This window comes from Streptomyces spinoverrucosus (assembly GCF_006539505.1).
GTDB classification, from domain to species: Bacteria; Actinomycetota; Actinomycetes; order Streptomycetales; family Streptomycetaceae; genus Streptomyces; species Streptomyces spinoverrucosus.
Genome location: NZ_BJND01000012.1, coordinates 196774 through 213122, shown reverse-complemented (window position 1 = coordinate 213122; position 16349 = coordinate 196774). Strand labels below are relative to the sequence as shown.

The following is a 16349-nucleotide window of genomic DNA, read 5'->3' as shown; positions in this document are numbered from 1 at the left end:
CTACCTTTCGGGTCACCCCTGCCCGTGCAGGGTCACCCCGCGAGGTTGTCGGCCAGTTCCTCCGTGAGGTTGGCCTCCGTGCCCGGGATTCCCAGGTCGGACGCGCGCTTGTCGGCCATGGCGAGCAGGCGGCGGATACGTCCCGCGACGGCGTCCTTGGTCAGCGGCGGGTCGGCCAGCGCACCCAGCTCCTCCAGCGACGCCTGCTTGTGCTCCATACGGAGTCGGCCTGCGGCGGCGAGGTGCTCGGGGACGTCGTCACCGAGGATCTCCAGGGCGCGTTGGACACGGGCGCCGGCGGCGACGGCCGCGCGGGCGGAGCGGCGCAGGTTGGCGTCGTCGAAGTTGGCGAGGCGGTTCGCCGTGGCGCGAACCTCGCGGCGCATCCGCCGCTCCTCCCAGGCCAGCACGGACTCATGGGCGCCGAGCCGGGTGAGCAGCGCGCCGATCGCGTCACCGTCCCGGACGACCACCCGGTCCACGCCCCGCACCTCGCGGGCCTTCGCGGCGATCGACAGGCGGCGGGCGGCGCCGACCAGGGCGAGCGCGGCCTCGGGGCCCGGGCAGGTCACCTCGAGGGAGGAGCTGCGGCCGGGCTCGGTGAGCGAACCGTGCGCCAGGAACGCGCCGCGCCAGGCCGCCTCGGCGTCACAGGTGGCCCCCGAGACCACCTGCGGGGGCAGGCCCCGGATCGGGCGGCCCCGGCCGTCGACCAGGCCGGTCTGCCGGGCCAGCTGATCGCCACCGGCGACGACCCGGACGACGTACCGCGAACCGCGCCGCAAGCCACCCGGAGCCATCACGATCAGCTCCGAGCTGTGCCCGAAGATCTCCAGGATGTCCCGCTTGAGCCGCCGCGCCGCCATCGCGGTGTCCAGCTCCGCCTCGATCACGATGCGCCCGCTGACCAGGTGAAGGCCGCCGGCGAACCGCAGAATGGCGGAGACCTCCGCCTTCCTGCAGCAGGTCCGGGTGACGGGGAGCCGGGAGATCTCATCCTTCACCGCTGCCGTCATCGCCATGGGCCGATCCTTCCATGCATCCGAAAAATACGGTCGTACGCGGCGGCCAGCAGCTCCGGGTCGTGCCGCGGACTCCCGTCCGTCCGGGCCACCGGCGCCAGCTCGACCGCGGCTCCGAAACGCTTGGCGGCGTCGGTCAGCAAGTCGCGGTCGGGCACGGCGGCCTCGTCGGCCAGCACCACGTCCAGGGCGAGTTTAGGGGCGTGTCGTCCCAAAACCTCCAAATGACGCTGCGGGGAGAAGCCCTCGGTTTCTCCGGGCTGCGGGGCGAGGTTCAGCGAGAGTACCCGGCGTGCCTTCGTCTCGGTCAGGGCGTCCAGCAGCTCGGGCACGAGCAGATGCGGGATGACCGAGGAGAACCAGGAGCCGGGGCCGAGCACCACCCAGTCCGCGTCCAGCACCGCCTCGACGGCCTCCGGGACGGCGGGCGGGTCGTTCGGCACCAGGTGCACGGACTGCACCTCGCCGGGGGTCAGGGCGACGTTCGCCTGCCCGCGGATGGTGTCGATGTCCTCGGGCCGCTCCCGGTCGTGCCCCTTGACCAGCGCCTGGAGCTCCAGCGGCACGGCGGACATGGGCAGCACCCGCCCGTGCGCGCCGAGCAGCTTGCCGACCAGGTCGAGGGCGAGGACATGGTCGCCGAGCTGCTCCCACAGGGCGACGATCAGCAGGTTGCCGACCGCGTGGTCGTGCAGTTCGCCCTTGGACTGGAAGCGGTGCTGGATGACGCGGGCCCAGGTCTGGCCCCAGTCGTCGTCGCCGCATAGCGCGGCCAGCGCCTTGCGCAGATCGCCGGGCGGCAGCACGCCCAGCTCGTCGCGGAGCCGGCCGCTGGAGCCGCCGTCGTCGGCCACGGTGACGACGGCGGTGAGGTCCCCGGTGATCCGGCGCAGCGCGGCGAGCGAGGCGGACAGTCCCATGCCGCCGCCGAGGGCGACCACCTTGGGCTGGGTGCCCCGGCGGCGTGCCCGGCCGCCCCGGGACTCGGTGAGCCGGCCGCCCCGCCCCTCGGGGGTGACCCTGCGCAGCCGGCTCAGCCGCAACGTACGTCCCGTCATTCCCGTCCCATGTCCCGGTGCACGACCACCGTCTCCACGCCCTCGGCCGCCAGGCGCGCGGCGAGCTTCTCCGACATCGCGACCGAGCGGTGCTTGCCGCCGGTGCAGCCGACCGCGATGGTCACATACCGCTTGCCCTCGCGCCGGTAACCGGTCGCGATGAGCTGGAGCAGCTCGGCATACCGGTCGAGGAACTCCTTCGCGCCGGGCTGGTTGAAGACATAGCCCGACACCTCCTCGTTGAGGCCGGTGAACGGGCGCAGCTCCGGGACCCAGTGCGGGTTGGGCAGGAAGCGGCAGTCGACGACGAGGTCGGCGTCGACCGGCAGGCCGTACTTGTAGCCGAAGGACATGACGGTGGCCCGCAGCTCCGGCTCCTCCTCGCCCGCGAACTGGGCGTCCATCTTGGCGCGCAGCTCGTGGACGTTGAGGCTGGAGGTGTCGATCACCAGGTCGGCGTCGCCGCGCAGCTCGCGCAGCAGCTCCCGCTCGGCCGCGATGCCGTCGACGATCCGGCCGTCGCCCTGGAGGGGGTGCGGGCGGCGCACCGACTCGAAGCGGCGCACCAGGGCCTCGTCGGAGGACTCCAGGAAGACGATCCGCCGGGTGACCCCGCGGGTGTCGAGGTCGGCGAGGGACTCGCGCAGGTTGTCGAAGAAGCGCCGGCCGCGTACGTCGACGACGACCGCGATCCGCGCCACGTTGCCCTGCGAGCGGGCACCGAGCTCCACCATGGTGGGGATCAGCGCGGGCGGAAGGTTGTCGACCACGAACCAGCCGAGGTCCTCCAGGCACTTCGCGGCCGTCGAGCGTCCGGCGCCGGACATGCCCGAGATGATCACCAGTTCGGGGATGGCCGCTTCGGGGACCCCGCCTGCTTCGATGCCCGTACCCACCTGTGCTCCGTCGTCCTGAGGCGCGTCCTGCCGGGTGCGATCCTCGTCGGTCACCTTGTGAGTTTCCTCGGTTTCCTGATCTCGCTTGGCTGTGGACTGCTTGTCTTGCTCGGTCATCTCTCCTGCCCCCGTCGCTCGTCCGGGGCGCCCGTGGGCACGGGCTCCCCTGGGGTACCCGCCGTCGTCTCGGGTGCCCCGTCTTCCATGATCTCTCCAGTCGCCGTGTTGACGGCGGGTGCGGCCGGAGCCGTCCGGGCGAGCGCCAGGGCGATCGTCTCGGCCGTCTTGCGACCTATGCCCGGCACCTCGCAGATCTGGTCGATGGTCGCTGCGCGCAGCTTCTTCACCGACCCGAAGTGCTTGATCAGCGCCTGTTTGCGGGTCTCGCCGAGCCCCGGTACGTCGTCCAGGGGGCTGGAGCGGATGCGCTTGGCGCGCTTGCTGCGCTGGTAGGTGATCGCGAACCGGTGCGCCTCGTCGCGGACGCGTTGCAGCAGGTAGAGGCCTTCGCTGGTGCGGGGCAGGATGACCGGGTCGTCCTCACCGGGCAGCCAGACCTCCTCCAGGCGCTTGGCGAGGCCGCACACGGCGATGTCGTCGATGCCCAGCTCGTCCAGGGCCCGCTGGGCGGCGGCGACCTGCGGCTGCCCGCCGTCGACGACGACCAGCTGCGGGGGGTAGGCGAAGCGCTTGGGGCGGCCGTCGTCCTCGGTGAGGGAGCTGATGAGGCCGTTCGTGTCACCGTTGGCGCTGCCGTCGCTGGTGGCGCTGCCGTCGCCCGTGGCGCCGTTCGTGTGGCCGTTCGTGAGGCCCGGCTCGCCGTCGGCCCACTCGCCCGTCTTCTCCTTCTCGGCGAGGTAGCGCCGGAAGCGGCGGGTGATCACCTCGTGCATCGAGCGGACGTCGTCCTGCCCTCGGAAGCCCTTGATCTGGAAGCGGCGGTACTCGCTCTTGCGCTGCAGCCCGTCCTCGAAGACGACCATGGAGGCCACCACGTCGTCGCCCTGGAGGTGCGAGATGTCGTAGCACTCGATCCGCAGCGGGGCGCTGTCCAGGTCCAGGGCGTCGGCGATCTCCTCCAGCGCGCGCGAGCGCGTGGTCAGGTCCGAGGCGCGCTTGGTCTTGTGCAGCGCGAGTGCCTGGAGGGCGTTGCGCTGCACGGTCTCCATCAGGGCCTTCTTGTCGCCGCGCTGCGGGATGCGCAGCGAGACGTTCGAACCCCGGCGCACGGTCAGCCACTCCTGCACCGGCTCCACCGGGTCGGGCAGCGCCGGGACGAGGACCTCCTTGGGGACCGCGTCGCCGGTCTCCTCCCCGTACAGCTGCTGCAGGGCGTGCTCCACCAGGGCGCCGGTGGTGATCTCCTCGACCTTGTCGGTGACCCAGCCGCGCTGGCCGCGGACGCGGCCGCCACGGACGTGGAAGATCTGCACGGCCGCTTCCAGCTCGTCCTCGGCCACGGCGATCAGGTCGGCGTCGGTCGCGTCGGCGAGCACGACCGCGTTCTTCTCCATGGCCTTCTTCAGGGCCTCGATGTCGTCGCGCAGCCGGGCCGCCCGCTCGTACTCCAGCTCTTCGGCCGCCTGAGCCATCTGCTTTTCCAGACGGCGCAGGTACGTGCCCGTGCGGCCCGTCATGAAGTCGCAGAACTCCTCCGCCAGCTCCAGGTGGTCCTCGTCGGAGATCCGGCCGACGCAGGGCGCGGAGCACTTGCCGATGTAGCCGAGCAGACAGGGGCGGCCGGTGCGGCGGGCGTTCTTGAAGACGCCGGTCGAGCAGGTGCGCACGGGGAAGACGCGCAGCAGCAGGTCGACCGTGTCCCGGATGGCCCACGCGTGCGCGTACGGCCCGAAGTACCGCACGCCCTTCTTCTTGTGGCCGCGCATCACCTGCACGCGCGGGTACTGCTCGTTCATCGTCACCGCGAGGTACGGGTAGCTCTTGTCGTCGCGGTACTTGACGTTGAACCGGGGGTCGTACTCCTTGATCCAGGAGTACTCCAGCTGCAGTGCCTCGACCTCCGTGGACACCACCGTCCACTCCACGGACGCGGCCGTGGTGACCATGCTCCGGGTGCGCGGGTGCAGGCCGGCCAGGTCCTGGAAGTAGTTGGCCAGGCGCTGGCGCAGGCTCTTCGCCTTTCCGACGTAGATCACCCGGCGGTGCTCGTCGCGGAACCGGTACACCCCTGGGGAGTCCGGGATGTCTCCCGGCCTGGGGCGGTAGCTGGAGGGATCGGCCATGTCTCACACCCTACTGGCGAGCAGTGACACTCCGGCGGGCCTGTGGACAACGCCCACCGCACCGCCGGTCGATCCGGTGGACGATCAGCCGTGGGGCACCGGTCGAACCTCGGCCACGAGCACACCACGGTTGGGCTTCAGGTGTTGTCGAGGCATGGTCAACACGCTTCAATGCGGAGGAACTCGGGACCGTGCACGACGGCGTACGGATGGGAAGACGGCCCGACGCCGCCCGGATGACCCGGACGACCTGCGCGAACGGACCGAGCAACCGTTGTGCTCCAGCACAGAAAGGCCCCTGCATGCCGCACGCCACACCGCACGCGGACGTCGTCCCCGCGGAACTGGACACGGAGCTGGACTCGGCGCTGGACACGGAATCGGACTCCGAACTGGACACGGCCCTGCGCGGCGGCCCCTTCCATGTCGCGCTGCGCGCCGCGATAGCCGCTCGCGGACTGCCGTTGCAGCGGGTGCAGCACCATCTGACGCGGTACGGCGTGAAAGTGGGCGTCACGAGCCTGAGTTACTGGCAGCAGGGCGCCCGCCGCCCCCAGCGCCCCGAGTCGCTGCGCGCCGTCCGGGCCCTGGAGGAGATCCTCCACCTCCCGGAGGAATCGCTGATCCGGCTGCTCGCCGAGACGGCCGACGACCGTGCCTCCGCGCGCCGCCCCGAGGGCCGCTCCTACCGGTCCCTCGTGGAGGCCTCGGGCGTCCTGGAACGGCTCCTCACCGAGCTGGGCGCACCGCGCGACGGCGGGCTGCACATGCTCGGACACCACGAACGGGTACGGATCGGGGCGCGCCGCGAGCTGCTGGGGTGCGAGTCGCACCACGTCGTGCGCGCGCACCGGGACGGCGTCGACCGCTTCGTGGCCGTCCACCACGGCGACCCCGGGTGCGCGCCGGACCGCATGACCGTGCACGCCCTGGAGAACTGCCGCACCGGACGCGTCCGTTGGCACCACGAGACCGGCGTCCTGGTCGCGGAGCTGCTCTTCGACACTCGGCTGCGGGGCGGCGACACCTTCCTCTTCCGCTACGGCGTGGAGGACGGCACGGCGGGTGTGTCACATGAGTACGTCCGCGGCTTCGGGCCGGCCGGGGGCCAGTACGCCCTTCAGGTGCGGTTCGACGAGAACGCCCTGCCGGTGCGGTGTCACCGGTTCACCCAGCAGTCGGCGGCGGCCCCGCGCAGTGGGCACCAGGATCTGCCGCTGACCGGGCGGCATCACTCGGTGCACCTGGTGGAGCCGCGGGTGCGGGCGGGGATCGTGGGGATCGGGTGGGAGTGGGGCGGTGCCGGGTGAGGGGTGGGTGGGGGTGACCTGGTGACCTGGCGACCGGGATGACGTAAACGTTTGCGCAAGCGTTTACGTGAGCCGCTGAATGGGATACGGTCCCCGCCAGGAAAGGGGACAGCATGGCGACGATGGCGGATGTGGCGCGCAGCGCCGGAGTCTCTGTGGCGACCGTCTCGCACGTGCTGAACGGCACCCGGCCGGTCCTCCCGCAGACCCGCCAGGCCGTCCTGGACGCCATCGACCACCTCGGCTACACCCCGAACACCCTGGCCCGCTCCCTGGTGACCGCCCGCACCCGCTCGATCGGCCTCGCGGTGTCGGCCATCAGCAACCCGTACTTCACCGAGATCCTCCAAGGCGTCGAGGCAACCGCCCTGGAGCAGGGCTACAGCCTCCTCATCGCCGACCCGCACGACGACCCGGAGCACGAGCGCAAGGTCGTCCAGCTGCTGCACGAGCGGCGCGTGGACGGCCTGATCGTCGCCCCGTCCTCGCACCCCCGCGAGCTGCTCTCCTACCTGCACCGGCACAAAGTGCCGACCGTGCTCCTGGACCGCGTGGTCGACGATCCGGCGAGCGGCACGCCGCGCTTCGACCAGATCTGCGCGGAGAGTACGGAGCCGGTGGCGAGCCTGGTCACTCACCTCGCCGAGCTGGGCCACCGCCGTATCGCCCTGGTCGCGGGCCGCCGTGGGCTGAGTACGACCGCCGAGCGGATCACCGGATACCGGCACGGTCTCGCCGCCGCCGGGCTCCCCCACGACGAGCGGCTCGTCGTGCACGGCGACTCCGAGTCGGCCGGCGGCGCGCAGGCCACCGCCGCTCTCCTCTCGCTCGCCGCGCCGCCCACGGCCCTCGTCACCGCCAACAACGCCATGACCATCGGCACCCTGCGCGCGTTGCGTGAGCGGGGTCTGTCCGTGCCCGGCGACATCGCGTTGTGCTGCTTCGACGACTTCGCCTGGGCGGACCTGTTCTCGCCCCGGCTCACCGCGATCGCCCAGCCCAGCAAGGACCTCGGCGCCCAGGCCGTGCGGGTCCTCCTGGAACGCCTCGCCGCTCCGGACCGGCCCGCCCGGACCGTGCGGCTGCCCTGCACCTTCGTTCACCGCACGTCCTGCGGCTGCCCCGAGAAAGGATCCGACTCGTGATCGTCGTCGCCGGTGAGGCCCTGATCGACCTGGTACCGCAGGGCCCGGGCGCCCTCGCCGGACTGCGGCCCGCCCTCGGCGGCGGCCCGTACAACACGGCCGTGGCCCTCGGCAGGCTCGGCTGCCCCACGGCCTTCTGCTCCCGCACCTCCGTCGACGCCTTCGGTGAAGCCCTGCTCGACGGGCTGCGCAAGGCCGGCGTGGACGTCTCGGCGGTGCAGCGCGGCCCGGAGCCGACCACGCTCGCGGTCGCGACGATCGACGGGAACGGCTCGGCGGCCTACTCCTTCTACGTCGACGGCACCGCCGACCGGCTGTTCACGGCCCCGGACCACCTCCCCGCCGGCACCCGCGCGGTGTCCTTCGGCACCTGTTCGCTGGTGCTGGAGCCGGGGGCGAGCGCCTACGAGAACCTGATGCGCACGGCGGCCGCGCAGGGCGTGTTCACCGCGCTCGACCCCAACATCAGGGCCGGGCTCATCCCGGACGCGGACGCGTACCGGGCCCGGTTCCTGGGCTGGCTGCCCTCGGTGACGCTGCTGAAGCTCTCCGAGGACGACGCGGAGTGGCTGGGCGGCACGCCGAGCGAGTGGCTGGCGGTGGGGCCCTCGGCGGTGGTGATCACCCGGGGTGGCGATGGGCTGACCGTCTTCACCCGGGACGATGGGGAGCACTCCGTGCCGGGTGAGCAGGTCGAGGTGGTAGACACGATCGGCGCCGGCGACACGGTCAATGCGGCGCTGCTGCACGGCCTGTCCACCTGGAACGCCCTGTCCTCCGAGGCCCTCGCCGCGCTCGACGCCGACGCCTGGACCCGGCTGCTGCGGTTCGCGGCCCGTGCGGCGGCGATTACCTGTTCGCGGGCGGGGGCGGAGCCGCCGTATGCGTCGGAGCTGGGTGAGCTGTAGGGGTCGGTACCACTGGGTAATGGGCGGTGCCCCTACGGGATTTCCCGCAGGGGCACCGCCCATTTGTGTCAGGCCTTCCGAGCCCGTGTCGCCTTCTTGGCGGGCGTGACCTTCTTGGTCACCGCGGCCGCCTTCTTCGTGGACCTGTTGTTGACCGTCGTGGCCGCCAACGTCTTCTTGGCCGCGGTCTTGCGTGGGGCCGGCACCGCGGCGGCGTCGCTGATCCGGTCGGCGCCGAGGATCTCCCGCAGGAACTTGCCGGTGTGGCTGGTCGACACCGCGGCGACCTCCTCCGGCGTGCCCTCCGCCACGACGAGGCCACCGCCCGCGCCGCCCTCGGGGCCCATGTCGACGACCCAGTCGGCGGTTTTGATCACGTCGAGGTTGTGCTCGATGACGATGACCGTGTTGCCCTTGTCGACCAGGCCGGACAGGACCCTCAGCAGCTTGCTGATGTCCTCGAAGTGCAGACCGGTGGTCGGCTCGTCGAGGACGTAGACGGTGCGTCCGGTGGAGCGCTTCTGCAGCTCGCTGGCGAGCTTCACGCGCTGGGCCTCACCGCCGGAGAGGGTGGTCGCCGACTGGCCGAGGCGGACGTAGCCGAGACCGACGTCGTTCAGCGTCTTGAGGTGGCGGTTGATCGCCGGGACGGCCTCGAAGAAGTCCATGGCTTCCTCGATCGGCATATTCAGGACCTCGGAGATGGACTTGCCCTTGTAGTGGACCTCCAGGGTCTCCCGGTTGTAGCGGGCGCCGTGGCAGACCTCGCACGGGACGTAGACGTCCGGGAGGAAGTTCATCTCGATCTTGATTGTGCCGTCGCCCGCGCAGTTCTCGCAGCGGCCGCCCTTGACGTTGAATGAGAAGCGACCGGGCATGTAACCGCGGACCTTCGCCTCGGTCGTCTCGGCGAACAGCTTGCGGATGTGGTCGAAGACACCGGTGTACGTCGCCGGGTTGGAGCGCGGCGTGCGGCCGATGGGCGACTGGTCGACGTGGACGACCTTGTCGACGAGGTCGTCGCCGTCCACGCGCGTGTGCCGCCCGGGCACGTTCCTCGCGCCGTTCAGCTCGCGGGCCAGGTGCGTGTAGAGGATGTCGTTGACCAGCGTCGACTTGCCGGAGCCGGACACGCCCGTGACCGCGGTGAAGACGCCCAGCGGGAACGAGACGTCGATGTCCTGCAGGTTGTTCTCGCGGGCGCCGTGCACCGTGAGCTGCCGGGACGGGTCGCGCGGCCGCCGGATGTCCGGCACCGGGATGGACTTCTTCCCGGCGAGGTACTGGCCGGTCTGCGACTCCTCGTTGGCGAGCAGCTCCTTCAAGGAACCGCTGTGCACGACCTTGCCGCCGTGCTCGCCCGCGCCGGGACCGATGTCGACGACCCAGTCGGCGACCTTGATGGTGTCCTCGTCGTGCTCGACGACGATGAGCGTGTTGCCCATGTCGCGCAGCCGGACCAGGGTCTCGATCAGCCGGTGGTTGTCCCGCTGGTGCAGGCCGATGGACGGCTCGTCGAGGACGTACAGCACGCCGACGAGGCCGGAGCCGATCTGGGTGGCCAGGCGGATGCGCTGGGCCTCGCCGCCGGACAGGGTGCCGGCCGCGCGGTTCAGCGAGAGGTAGTCCAGGCCGACGTCGACCAGGAACCGCAGGCGTTCGTTGACCTCCTTCAGCACGCGCTCGGCGATCTTCTTGTCGCGCGCGCTGAGCTTCAGCTCGCCCAGGAACTCCGCGCAGTCGCTGATCGACATCGCGGAGACCTCGGCGATCGACTTCTCCATGATCGTGACCGCGAGGACGATCGGCTTCAGTCGCGTGCCCTCACAGGTGGGGCAGGGCACCTCGCGCATGTAGCCCTCGAAGCGCTCGCGGCTGGCGTCGCTCTCGGCCTCGCTGTGCCGGCGCTTGACGAAGGGGACGGCGCCCTCGAAGGGCGTGGTGTACACCCGCTCGCGGCCGTACCGGTTGCGGTAGCGGACCTCGATCTGTGTCTTGTGGCCGTACAGCAGGGCCTTCCTCGCGCGCTGCGGCAGGCCCGCGAAGGGGATGTCGGTCCGGAATCCCAACGCGTCCGCGAGGGCGCCGATCAGGCGGCCGAAGTAGTCCTTGGTGTGCCCGTGCGACCAGGGGTGGATCGCGCCCTCGTCGAGGGTCTTGTCCTCGTCCGGGACGATCAGCTCGGGGTCGACCTCCATGCGCGTACCGATGCCGGTGCACTCGGGGCAGGCGCCGAAGGGCGAGTTGAAGGAGAAGGAGCGCGGTTCCAGCTCCTCGAAGGAGAGGTCGTCGTACGGGCAGTACAGGTGCTCCGAGAACATGCGCTCGCGCTCGGGGTCGTCCTCGGGGAGGTCGACGAAGTCGAGCACGACCATGCCGCCCGAGAGGCCGAGGGCGGTCTCCACGGAGTCGGTGAGGCGGCGCTTGGCGGAGTCCTTCACCGTCAGGCGGTCGACGACCACCTCGATGGTGTGCTTCTCCTGCTTCTTCAGCGTGGGGGGGTTGGACAGCTGGATCGTCTCGCCGTCCACACGCGCGCGGGAGTAGCCCTTGGTCTGGAGATCGGCGAAGAGGTCGACGAACTCGCCCTTGCGCTCGCGTACCAGCGGCGACAGCACCTGGAAGCGGCTCCCCTCCGGCAGCTCCAGGACCCTGTCGACGATGGCCTGCGGCGACTGGCGCGAGATCGGGCGGCCGCACTCGGGACAGTGCGGCTTGCCGATGCGCGCGAAGAGCAGGCGCAGATAGTCGTAGACCTCGGTGATGGTGCCGACCGTCGAGCGCGGGTTGCGCGAGGTCGACTTCTGGTCGATGGAGACCGCCGGGGACAGACCTTCGATGAAGTCGACGTCCGGCTTGTCCATCTGGCCGAGGAACTGGCGGGCGTACGACGACAGCGACTCCACGTAGCGCCGCTGCCCCTCGGCGAAGATGGTGTCGAAGGCCAGCGAGGACTTGCCCGACCCCGACAGGCCCGTGAAGACGATGAGCGAGTCGCGCGGCAGGTCGAGCGAGACATTCTTCAGATTGTGCTCGCGCGCGCCACGGACGATGAGACGGTCGGCCACGCCGGTCCGCACCTTTCTTGAGAGAAGTGACAGGGGCGGGGCCCCCGTGCTTTCTCAGACTAGGGGGAGCCACTGACAACGCCGGTCGGATTCCCGGGTTGCATAACAATCCCCGGCCCTCCAGCATGCCCGACGCCACTGTCGACCATATAGCACGCGCATTCGATTAACGGCCGGGCTTCACCACCTTCACCCGAACGTGTGGCGGGGCTAGGGTCGGCGTCATGACTGATCACGCGCGTGACCTGGCGTCTGTACGGGACGCGACGGAACGGCTGCTCACCGCAGTGGCCAAGATGGACAACGCGGCCGTGACGGAACCGTCACGGCTCCCCGGCTGGAGCCGCGGTCATGTACTCGCCCACCTCGCCCGCAACGCGGACGCCCTCGTGAACGTCCTCGAAGGCCGTCCCATGTACGTCTCCGGCGAGGCCCGGGACGCCGACATCGAGCGGGACGCTCCGCGCGCCCTCGACATCCAGCTCGCGGACGTACGCGAGAGCGCGGCCCGGTTCGCGCGGGCCGGGGAGGCGCCCGCGGACTGGTCACGCGTGGTGGAACTGCGGAACGGCGTGACCGACTCCGCGTCCCGGGTGCCGTTCCGGCGCTGGGTCGAGGTCGAGCTGCATCACGTGGACCTCGGCATCGGCTTCGAGCTGGAGGACCTGCCGACGGAGTTCACGGAGCGGGAGATCGACTTCCTCGCCGACCGGTTCACCGGCCACCCCGACGTACCGCACACCCGTCTGACGGACGGCACGCGCGCGTGGAGCACGGGCCGGGCGGCGGGCGAGACCGAGATCATCGTCACGGGCTCCCCGGCCGACCTGCTGGGCTGGCTCGCCGGGCGCCGGGACGGTTCCGGGCTGACTGTCGCGGACGGACCGCTGCCGTCGCTGCCCCCGCTGTAGCGGCGCCGCTGCCCTGCTCGCCGTACGCCTGCCGCCCTAGACTGACCGGTATGACGTACAGCGGACAGGTGACGGTCGGCGGCCCGGCGGATGTGCACGAGCTCAAGGACCTGATGATCACCAAGATCGCGGTGGGCCCGATGGACAACAACACCTATCTGCTGCGCTGCCGGGCCACCGACGAGCAGTTGCTGATCGACGCGGCCAACGACGCGGATGCGCTGCTCGGCATGATCGGTGACGACGGCATCGCGTCCGTCGTCACCACGCACCAGCACGGCGACCACTGGCAGGCGCTCGCCCAGGTCGTCGCGGCCACGGGTGCCCGTACCTACGCGGGCCGCGACGACGCCCCCGGCATCCCGGTGCCGACCGATGTCCTGGTCGACGACGGGGACACCATCCGGGTGGGGCGCGTGGAGCTCACCGCGCGGCATCTGGTCGGGCACACGCCGGGTTCGATCGCCCTGGTCTACGACGACCCGCACGGGCATCCGCATGTGTTCACGGGCGACTGCCTCTTCCCGGGCGGCGTGGGCAACACCCGTAAGGACCCGAAGGCGTTCGCCAGTCTGATCCACGACGTCGAGACGAAGATCTTCGACGTGCTTCCGGACGAGACGTGGGTCTACCCGGGGCACGGCAACGACACCACGCTCGGCGCGGAGCGGCCGCATCTGCCGGAGTGGCACGCGCGCGGGTGGTGAACTCCGAAGGTCCAGGGGGCTCGAGTTGGGCCTCACGCGCCCCGTGTGAATGCTCTGCACGCGCCGGTGCCCTGCGCGCGCTCCCCACGCGCGTGGTTGCGCGGTCAACTGGAAGCAGCCCCGCGCGGGACGACAGCACCTGCGTGGTATGGGCCGCCGGTCCCTCGATCCCCGCCCTCGGCCGGCGGCCCAGGCAACCCGTCCGCTCCGGGCAACGCCCTTAGGGCTACGCCCTGACGAGCGCCGCGACCCGCTCCACCCCGAACACGTACCCCTGCACGCCGCATCCCGCGATGACCCCGTCGGCGCGCAGTGAGACGTACGAGTGGTGCCGGAACGACTCCCGTTGGTGGATGTTGGAGATGTGGACCTCCAACACAGGCATGCCGTCACAGGTGTTGAGCGCATCCAGGATGGCGACGGACGTGTGCGAGTAGGCGCCGGGATTGATGACGATCCCGCAGTGGTTGAGCCGCGCCTCGTGGATCCAGTCGACCAACTCACCCTCGTGGTTGGACTGCCGGAAGTCCACCGTGCCGCCGTGCGCGGCGGCCGCCTTGGCGCACAGGGCCTCGACGTCGGCCAGGGTGTCGGAACCGTAGATCTCCGGCTGGCGTTGCCCGAGAAGGTTCAGGTTGGGCCCGTTGAGGATCATGATCGGGGCGTTGGCCAGGGTGCGGGGCACGGTTCCTCCGGTCCGGTCGAGGTCGGTCGGTCCGCGAGGACCGCTGCTCAGACCCGGTTTATCACGGTGCACCGACACCGGGACCCCTCGCACCCTCCCCGCATGAACACACCCGGTCTGCCCGGGGACCCTTCCCACTCCCCTACGAGCTGGGCCTGGAGCGGCTGCGCAAGGAGTACGACCTGGAACCGGTGGAGTATCCGGCGACCCGCAAGATGGGCTCGACACCCCAGGAGCGGGTCGACGACATCGACGCCCCGTTCGCCGATCAGGACATCAAGGCGGTCATGGCATCGATCGGCGGCGAGGACCAGATCACCGTCCTGCCGCTGCTGGACCGGGAGTTGATCCGGGCGAACCCCAAGCCGTTCTTCGGGATGAGCGACAACACCAACCTGCTCATGTTCGCGGCGCAGTCGCTGCGGGCAGCCCTGTTCACGTCGGGCGAGTACGAGTCGAAGCCCGCCGACCGCTGGAACGACGTCAACCGCGACTGGGCGGACCCGGCGACCTTCGACGCCGAACCGGAGACGCGGCCCGGCAACGGCTGGACCTGGGTGAACCCCGACCGAGTGGTGGACGGCCGCAGTTGGGGCGGCTCTCTGGAGATCCTCGGCTGGCTGCTGATGGCCGACCGGGAGATCCCACGTGACCTCTCGGAGTTCGACGGCGGGGTGCTGCTGCTGGAGACCTCGGAGGAGATGCCGAGCGGCACGGAGGTCTTCCGTACCCTGCGGAACATGGGCGAGCGCGGGCTGCTTCAGCGCTTCTCGGCGCTACTGATGGGCCGTGCGAAGACGTGGTCCTTCGAACGCCCCAACAGCCCGGAGGATGCCGCCCGTTACGCCGCAGAGCAGCGTGAGGCCGTCCTGCGCGCCATGCGGGCATACGCGCCCGACACCACGATCGTCTTCGACGTGGACTTCGGGCACACCGATCCACAGCTCGTGATCCCGTACGGCGGCCTGGTGCGCGTCGACGGGCCCGCCCGGCGCATCACAGTCACGTACTGACGGGGACGATCGCTCCCGCGCGCCCCCGTAACCCGTGGTCACCGTGGGTAGTTGACGCGGCATGCACGACGTACGCACCGTAAGGGCGCCCTCCATGCTGCGGCTCGCGGCCGCCTCGCTCGCCGGGACGGCCATCGAGTTCTACGACTTCTTCGTCTACGGGACCGCGGCTGCGCTGGTCCTGGGGCCGCTGTTCTTTCCCACATTCTCGCCGCTGGCGGGGACGCTGGCGGCGTTCGCCACGTTCGGCGTGGGTTTCGTGGCGCGGCCGCTGGGCTCCGTCCTGTTCGGGCACATCGGGGACCGGCACGGGCGGCGGCCGGTCCTCGTCGGCTCGCTGCTGCTCACCGGTGCGTCGACGGTCGCGGTCGGCTGTGTACCGACGTACGACACGATCGGTGTGGCCGCCCCCGTACTGCTGCTCGTCCTGCGCTTTCTGCAAGGGCTCGGGCTCGGCGGCGAGTGGGGCGGGGCCGTACTGCTCACCGCGGAGCACGCGCCGGCCGACCGGCGTGGACTGTGGTCGAGCTTCCCGCAGGTGGGGCCCCCGGTGGGCTTCGTACTCGCCAACGGCGCGGTGCTGACGCTGTCGGCGACGCTGACCGACGCCCAGTTCGCCGCATGGGGCTGGCGGGTGCCGTTCTGGGCCGCCGGGGTACTGGCCCTGGTGGGGCTGTGGCTGCGGTCGTCGCTCGCGGAGAGCCCCAGCTTCCTGGAAATCGACGACTACGCGCGCGTGCCGCTCGCCGAGGTCGTGCGCGACCATTGGCGGCTGGTCCTGCTGACCGCCGGAGCGCTCGCCGTCGGGTACGCGATCTTCTACGCCGTGACCACCTGGTCGCTCGCCTACGCCACTGAACGGCTCGGGGTGAGCCGTACGGTCATGCTGACCTGCGTCATGGCCGCGGTGGTGATGAAGGGGGCGCTGACGCCGGTGGCGGCGGTGCTCGGCGACCGCTACGGGCGGCGCCCACTGTGTCTGATCGGGTGTGCGGCGGCCGCGCTGTGGATGTTCCCGATGGTCGCGCTGCTCGCGACCGGCACCCCGCTGCTGATCTTCCTCGGCTTCCTGGTCGCGCTGGTCTCGTTCGTCACGATGTTCGGGGTGATCGCCGCGTATCTGCCGGAGCTGTACGAGCCCCGAGTGCGCTGCACGGGCGCCGCGGTCGGCTACAACCTCGGCGGCGTCGTCGGTGGCGCGCTGACCCCGATCGTGGCGACGGCACTGGCCGAACAGGGTGGCCGGGTGCCATGGGGTGTGGGCGCCTATCTGACCGGCATCGCGCTGCTCAGCCTGGGGTGCTTCGCGTTGCTTCCGGAGACGCGGCCGGTGCGGGTGCGTGCGGCGGAGGCGAAGGCTGAGGCGGCTGCGGGCTGACGTAC

13 protein-coding genes are annotated in these 16349 nt (G+C 70.8%); 7 read left to right on the top strand and 6 right to left on the bottom strand.

All coding sequences use genetic code 11. The features are described from left to right. Window positions 1-32 precede the first annotated feature (32 nt). Genes whiA through uvrC form a run of 4 tightly spaced genes read right to left on the bottom strand, consistent with a single transcriptional unit; the run spans window position 33 to window position 5219 of the window. A complete protein-coding gene (gene whiA, locus SSP24_RS09240) occupies window positions 33-1022 on the bottom strand; it encodes a DNA-binding protein WhiA (protein ID WP_141308751.1) in 990 nt (329 codons plus the stop codon). After that, window positions 1013-2080 (bottom strand): gluconeogenesis factor YvcK family protein, encoded by a 1068-nt coding sequence (locus SSP24_RS09235; protein WP_141308749.1) that lies wholly within the window; start codon window positions 2078-2080, stop codon window positions 1013-1015. The genes whiA and SSP24_RS09235 overlap by 10 nt, the downstream gene beginning before the upstream one ends. Next, the gene (gene rapZ, locus SSP24_RS09230) at window positions 2077-3093 is read right to left on the bottom strand and encodes an RNase adapter RapZ (RefSeq protein WP_141308747.1); all 1017 of its coding nucleotides are present in this window, start codon (window positions 3091-3093) and stop codon (window positions 2077-2079) included. The genes SSP24_RS09235 and rapZ overlap by 4 nt, the downstream gene beginning before the upstream one ends. Then, window positions 3090-5219 carry an excinuclease ABC subunit UvrC gene (gene uvrC, locus SSP24_RS09225; protein ID WP_141308745.1) on the bottom strand — a complete coding sequence of 710 codons (2130 nt, stop codon included), beginning with the start codon at window positions 5217-5219 and terminating at the stop codon, window positions 3090-3092. The genes rapZ and uvrC overlap by 4 nt, the downstream gene beginning before the upstream one ends. Window positions 5220-5521: 302 nt before the next feature. Here uvrC and SSP24_RS09220 point away from each other — a divergent pair, with 302 nt between their 5' ends. From SSP24_RS09220 to SSP24_RS09210, 3 genes are all read left to right on the top strand, one after another. Beyond that, window positions 5522-6529 carry a hypothetical protein gene (locus SSP24_RS09220; protein WP_229864862.1) on the top strand — a complete coding sequence of 336 codons (1008 nt, stop codon included), beginning with the start codon at window positions 5522-5524 and terminating at the stop codon, window positions 6527-6529. Between the two features lie 113 nt (window positions 6530-6642). Next, window positions 6643-7674 carry a LacI family DNA-binding transcriptional regulator gene (locus SSP24_RS09215; protein WP_141308743.1) on the top strand — a complete coding sequence of 344 codons (1032 nt, stop codon included), beginning with the start codon at window positions 6643-6645 and terminating at the stop codon, window positions 7672-7674. Continuing rightward, complete coding sequence (locus tag SSP24_RS09210) at window positions 7671-8582, top strand: carbohydrate kinase family protein (RefSeq protein ID WP_141308741.1); 912 nt, start codon at window positions 7671-7673, stop codon at window positions 8580-8582. Before SSP24_RS09215 ends, SSP24_RS09210 begins: the two co-directional genes overlap by 4 nt. Before the next feature lie 68 nt (window positions 8583-8650). On the opposite strand, the gene uvrA is transcribed toward SSP24_RS09210, so the two are convergent. Beyond that, complete coding sequence (uvrA, locus tag SSP24_RS09205; RefSeq protein ID WP_141308739.1) at window positions 8651-11650, bottom strand: excinuclease ABC subunit UvrA; 3000 nt, start codon at window positions 11648-11650, stop codon at window positions 8651-8653. 224 nt (window positions 11651-11874) lie between these two features. On the opposite strand from uvrA, the gene SSP24_RS09200 reads away from it, so the two are divergent. Next, window positions 11875-12561 (top strand): maleylpyruvate isomerase family mycothiol-dependent enzyme, encoded by a 687-nt coding sequence (locus SSP24_RS09200; protein WP_141308737.1) that lies wholly within the window; start codon window positions 11875-11877, stop codon window positions 12559-12561. A 50-nt stretch (window positions 12562-12611) separates the two neighbouring features. Further along, window positions 12612-13268: an MBL fold metallo-hydrolase gene (locus SSP24_RS09195; protein ID WP_141308735.1), complete on the top strand. Its 657-nt coding sequence runs from the start codon at window positions 12612-12614 to the stop codon at window positions 13266-13268. A gap of 226 nt (window positions 13269-13494) precedes the next feature. Here the strand turns inward: SSP24_RS09195 and aroQ are convergent, their stop codons facing one another. Further along, complete coding sequence (gene aroQ, locus SSP24_RS09190; RefSeq protein ID WP_141308733.1) at window positions 13495-13953, bottom strand: type II 3-dehydroquinate dehydratase; 459 nt, start codon at window positions 13951-13953, stop codon at window positions 13495-13497. Window positions 13954-14144: 191 nt separating this feature from the next. Between aroQ and SSP24_RS09185 the strand changes: the two genes are divergently transcribed. Together SSP24_RS09185 and SSP24_RS09180 are read left to right on the top strand one after the other, a co-directional pair. Continuing rightward, window positions 14145-14966 (top strand): LD-carboxypeptidase, encoded by an 822-nt coding sequence (locus SSP24_RS09185; protein ID WP_373306655.1) that lies wholly within the window; start codon window positions 14145-14147, stop codon window positions 14964-14966. A gap of 61 nt (window positions 14967-15027) precedes the next feature. Then, on the top strand, window positions 15028-16344 hold the full coding sequence (locus SSP24_RS09180; RefSeq protein WP_174864632.1) for an MFS transporter: 1317 nt from the start codon (window positions 15028-15030) through the stop codon (window positions 16342-16344). The last annotated feature ends 5 nt before the right edge of the window (window positions 16345-16349 follow it).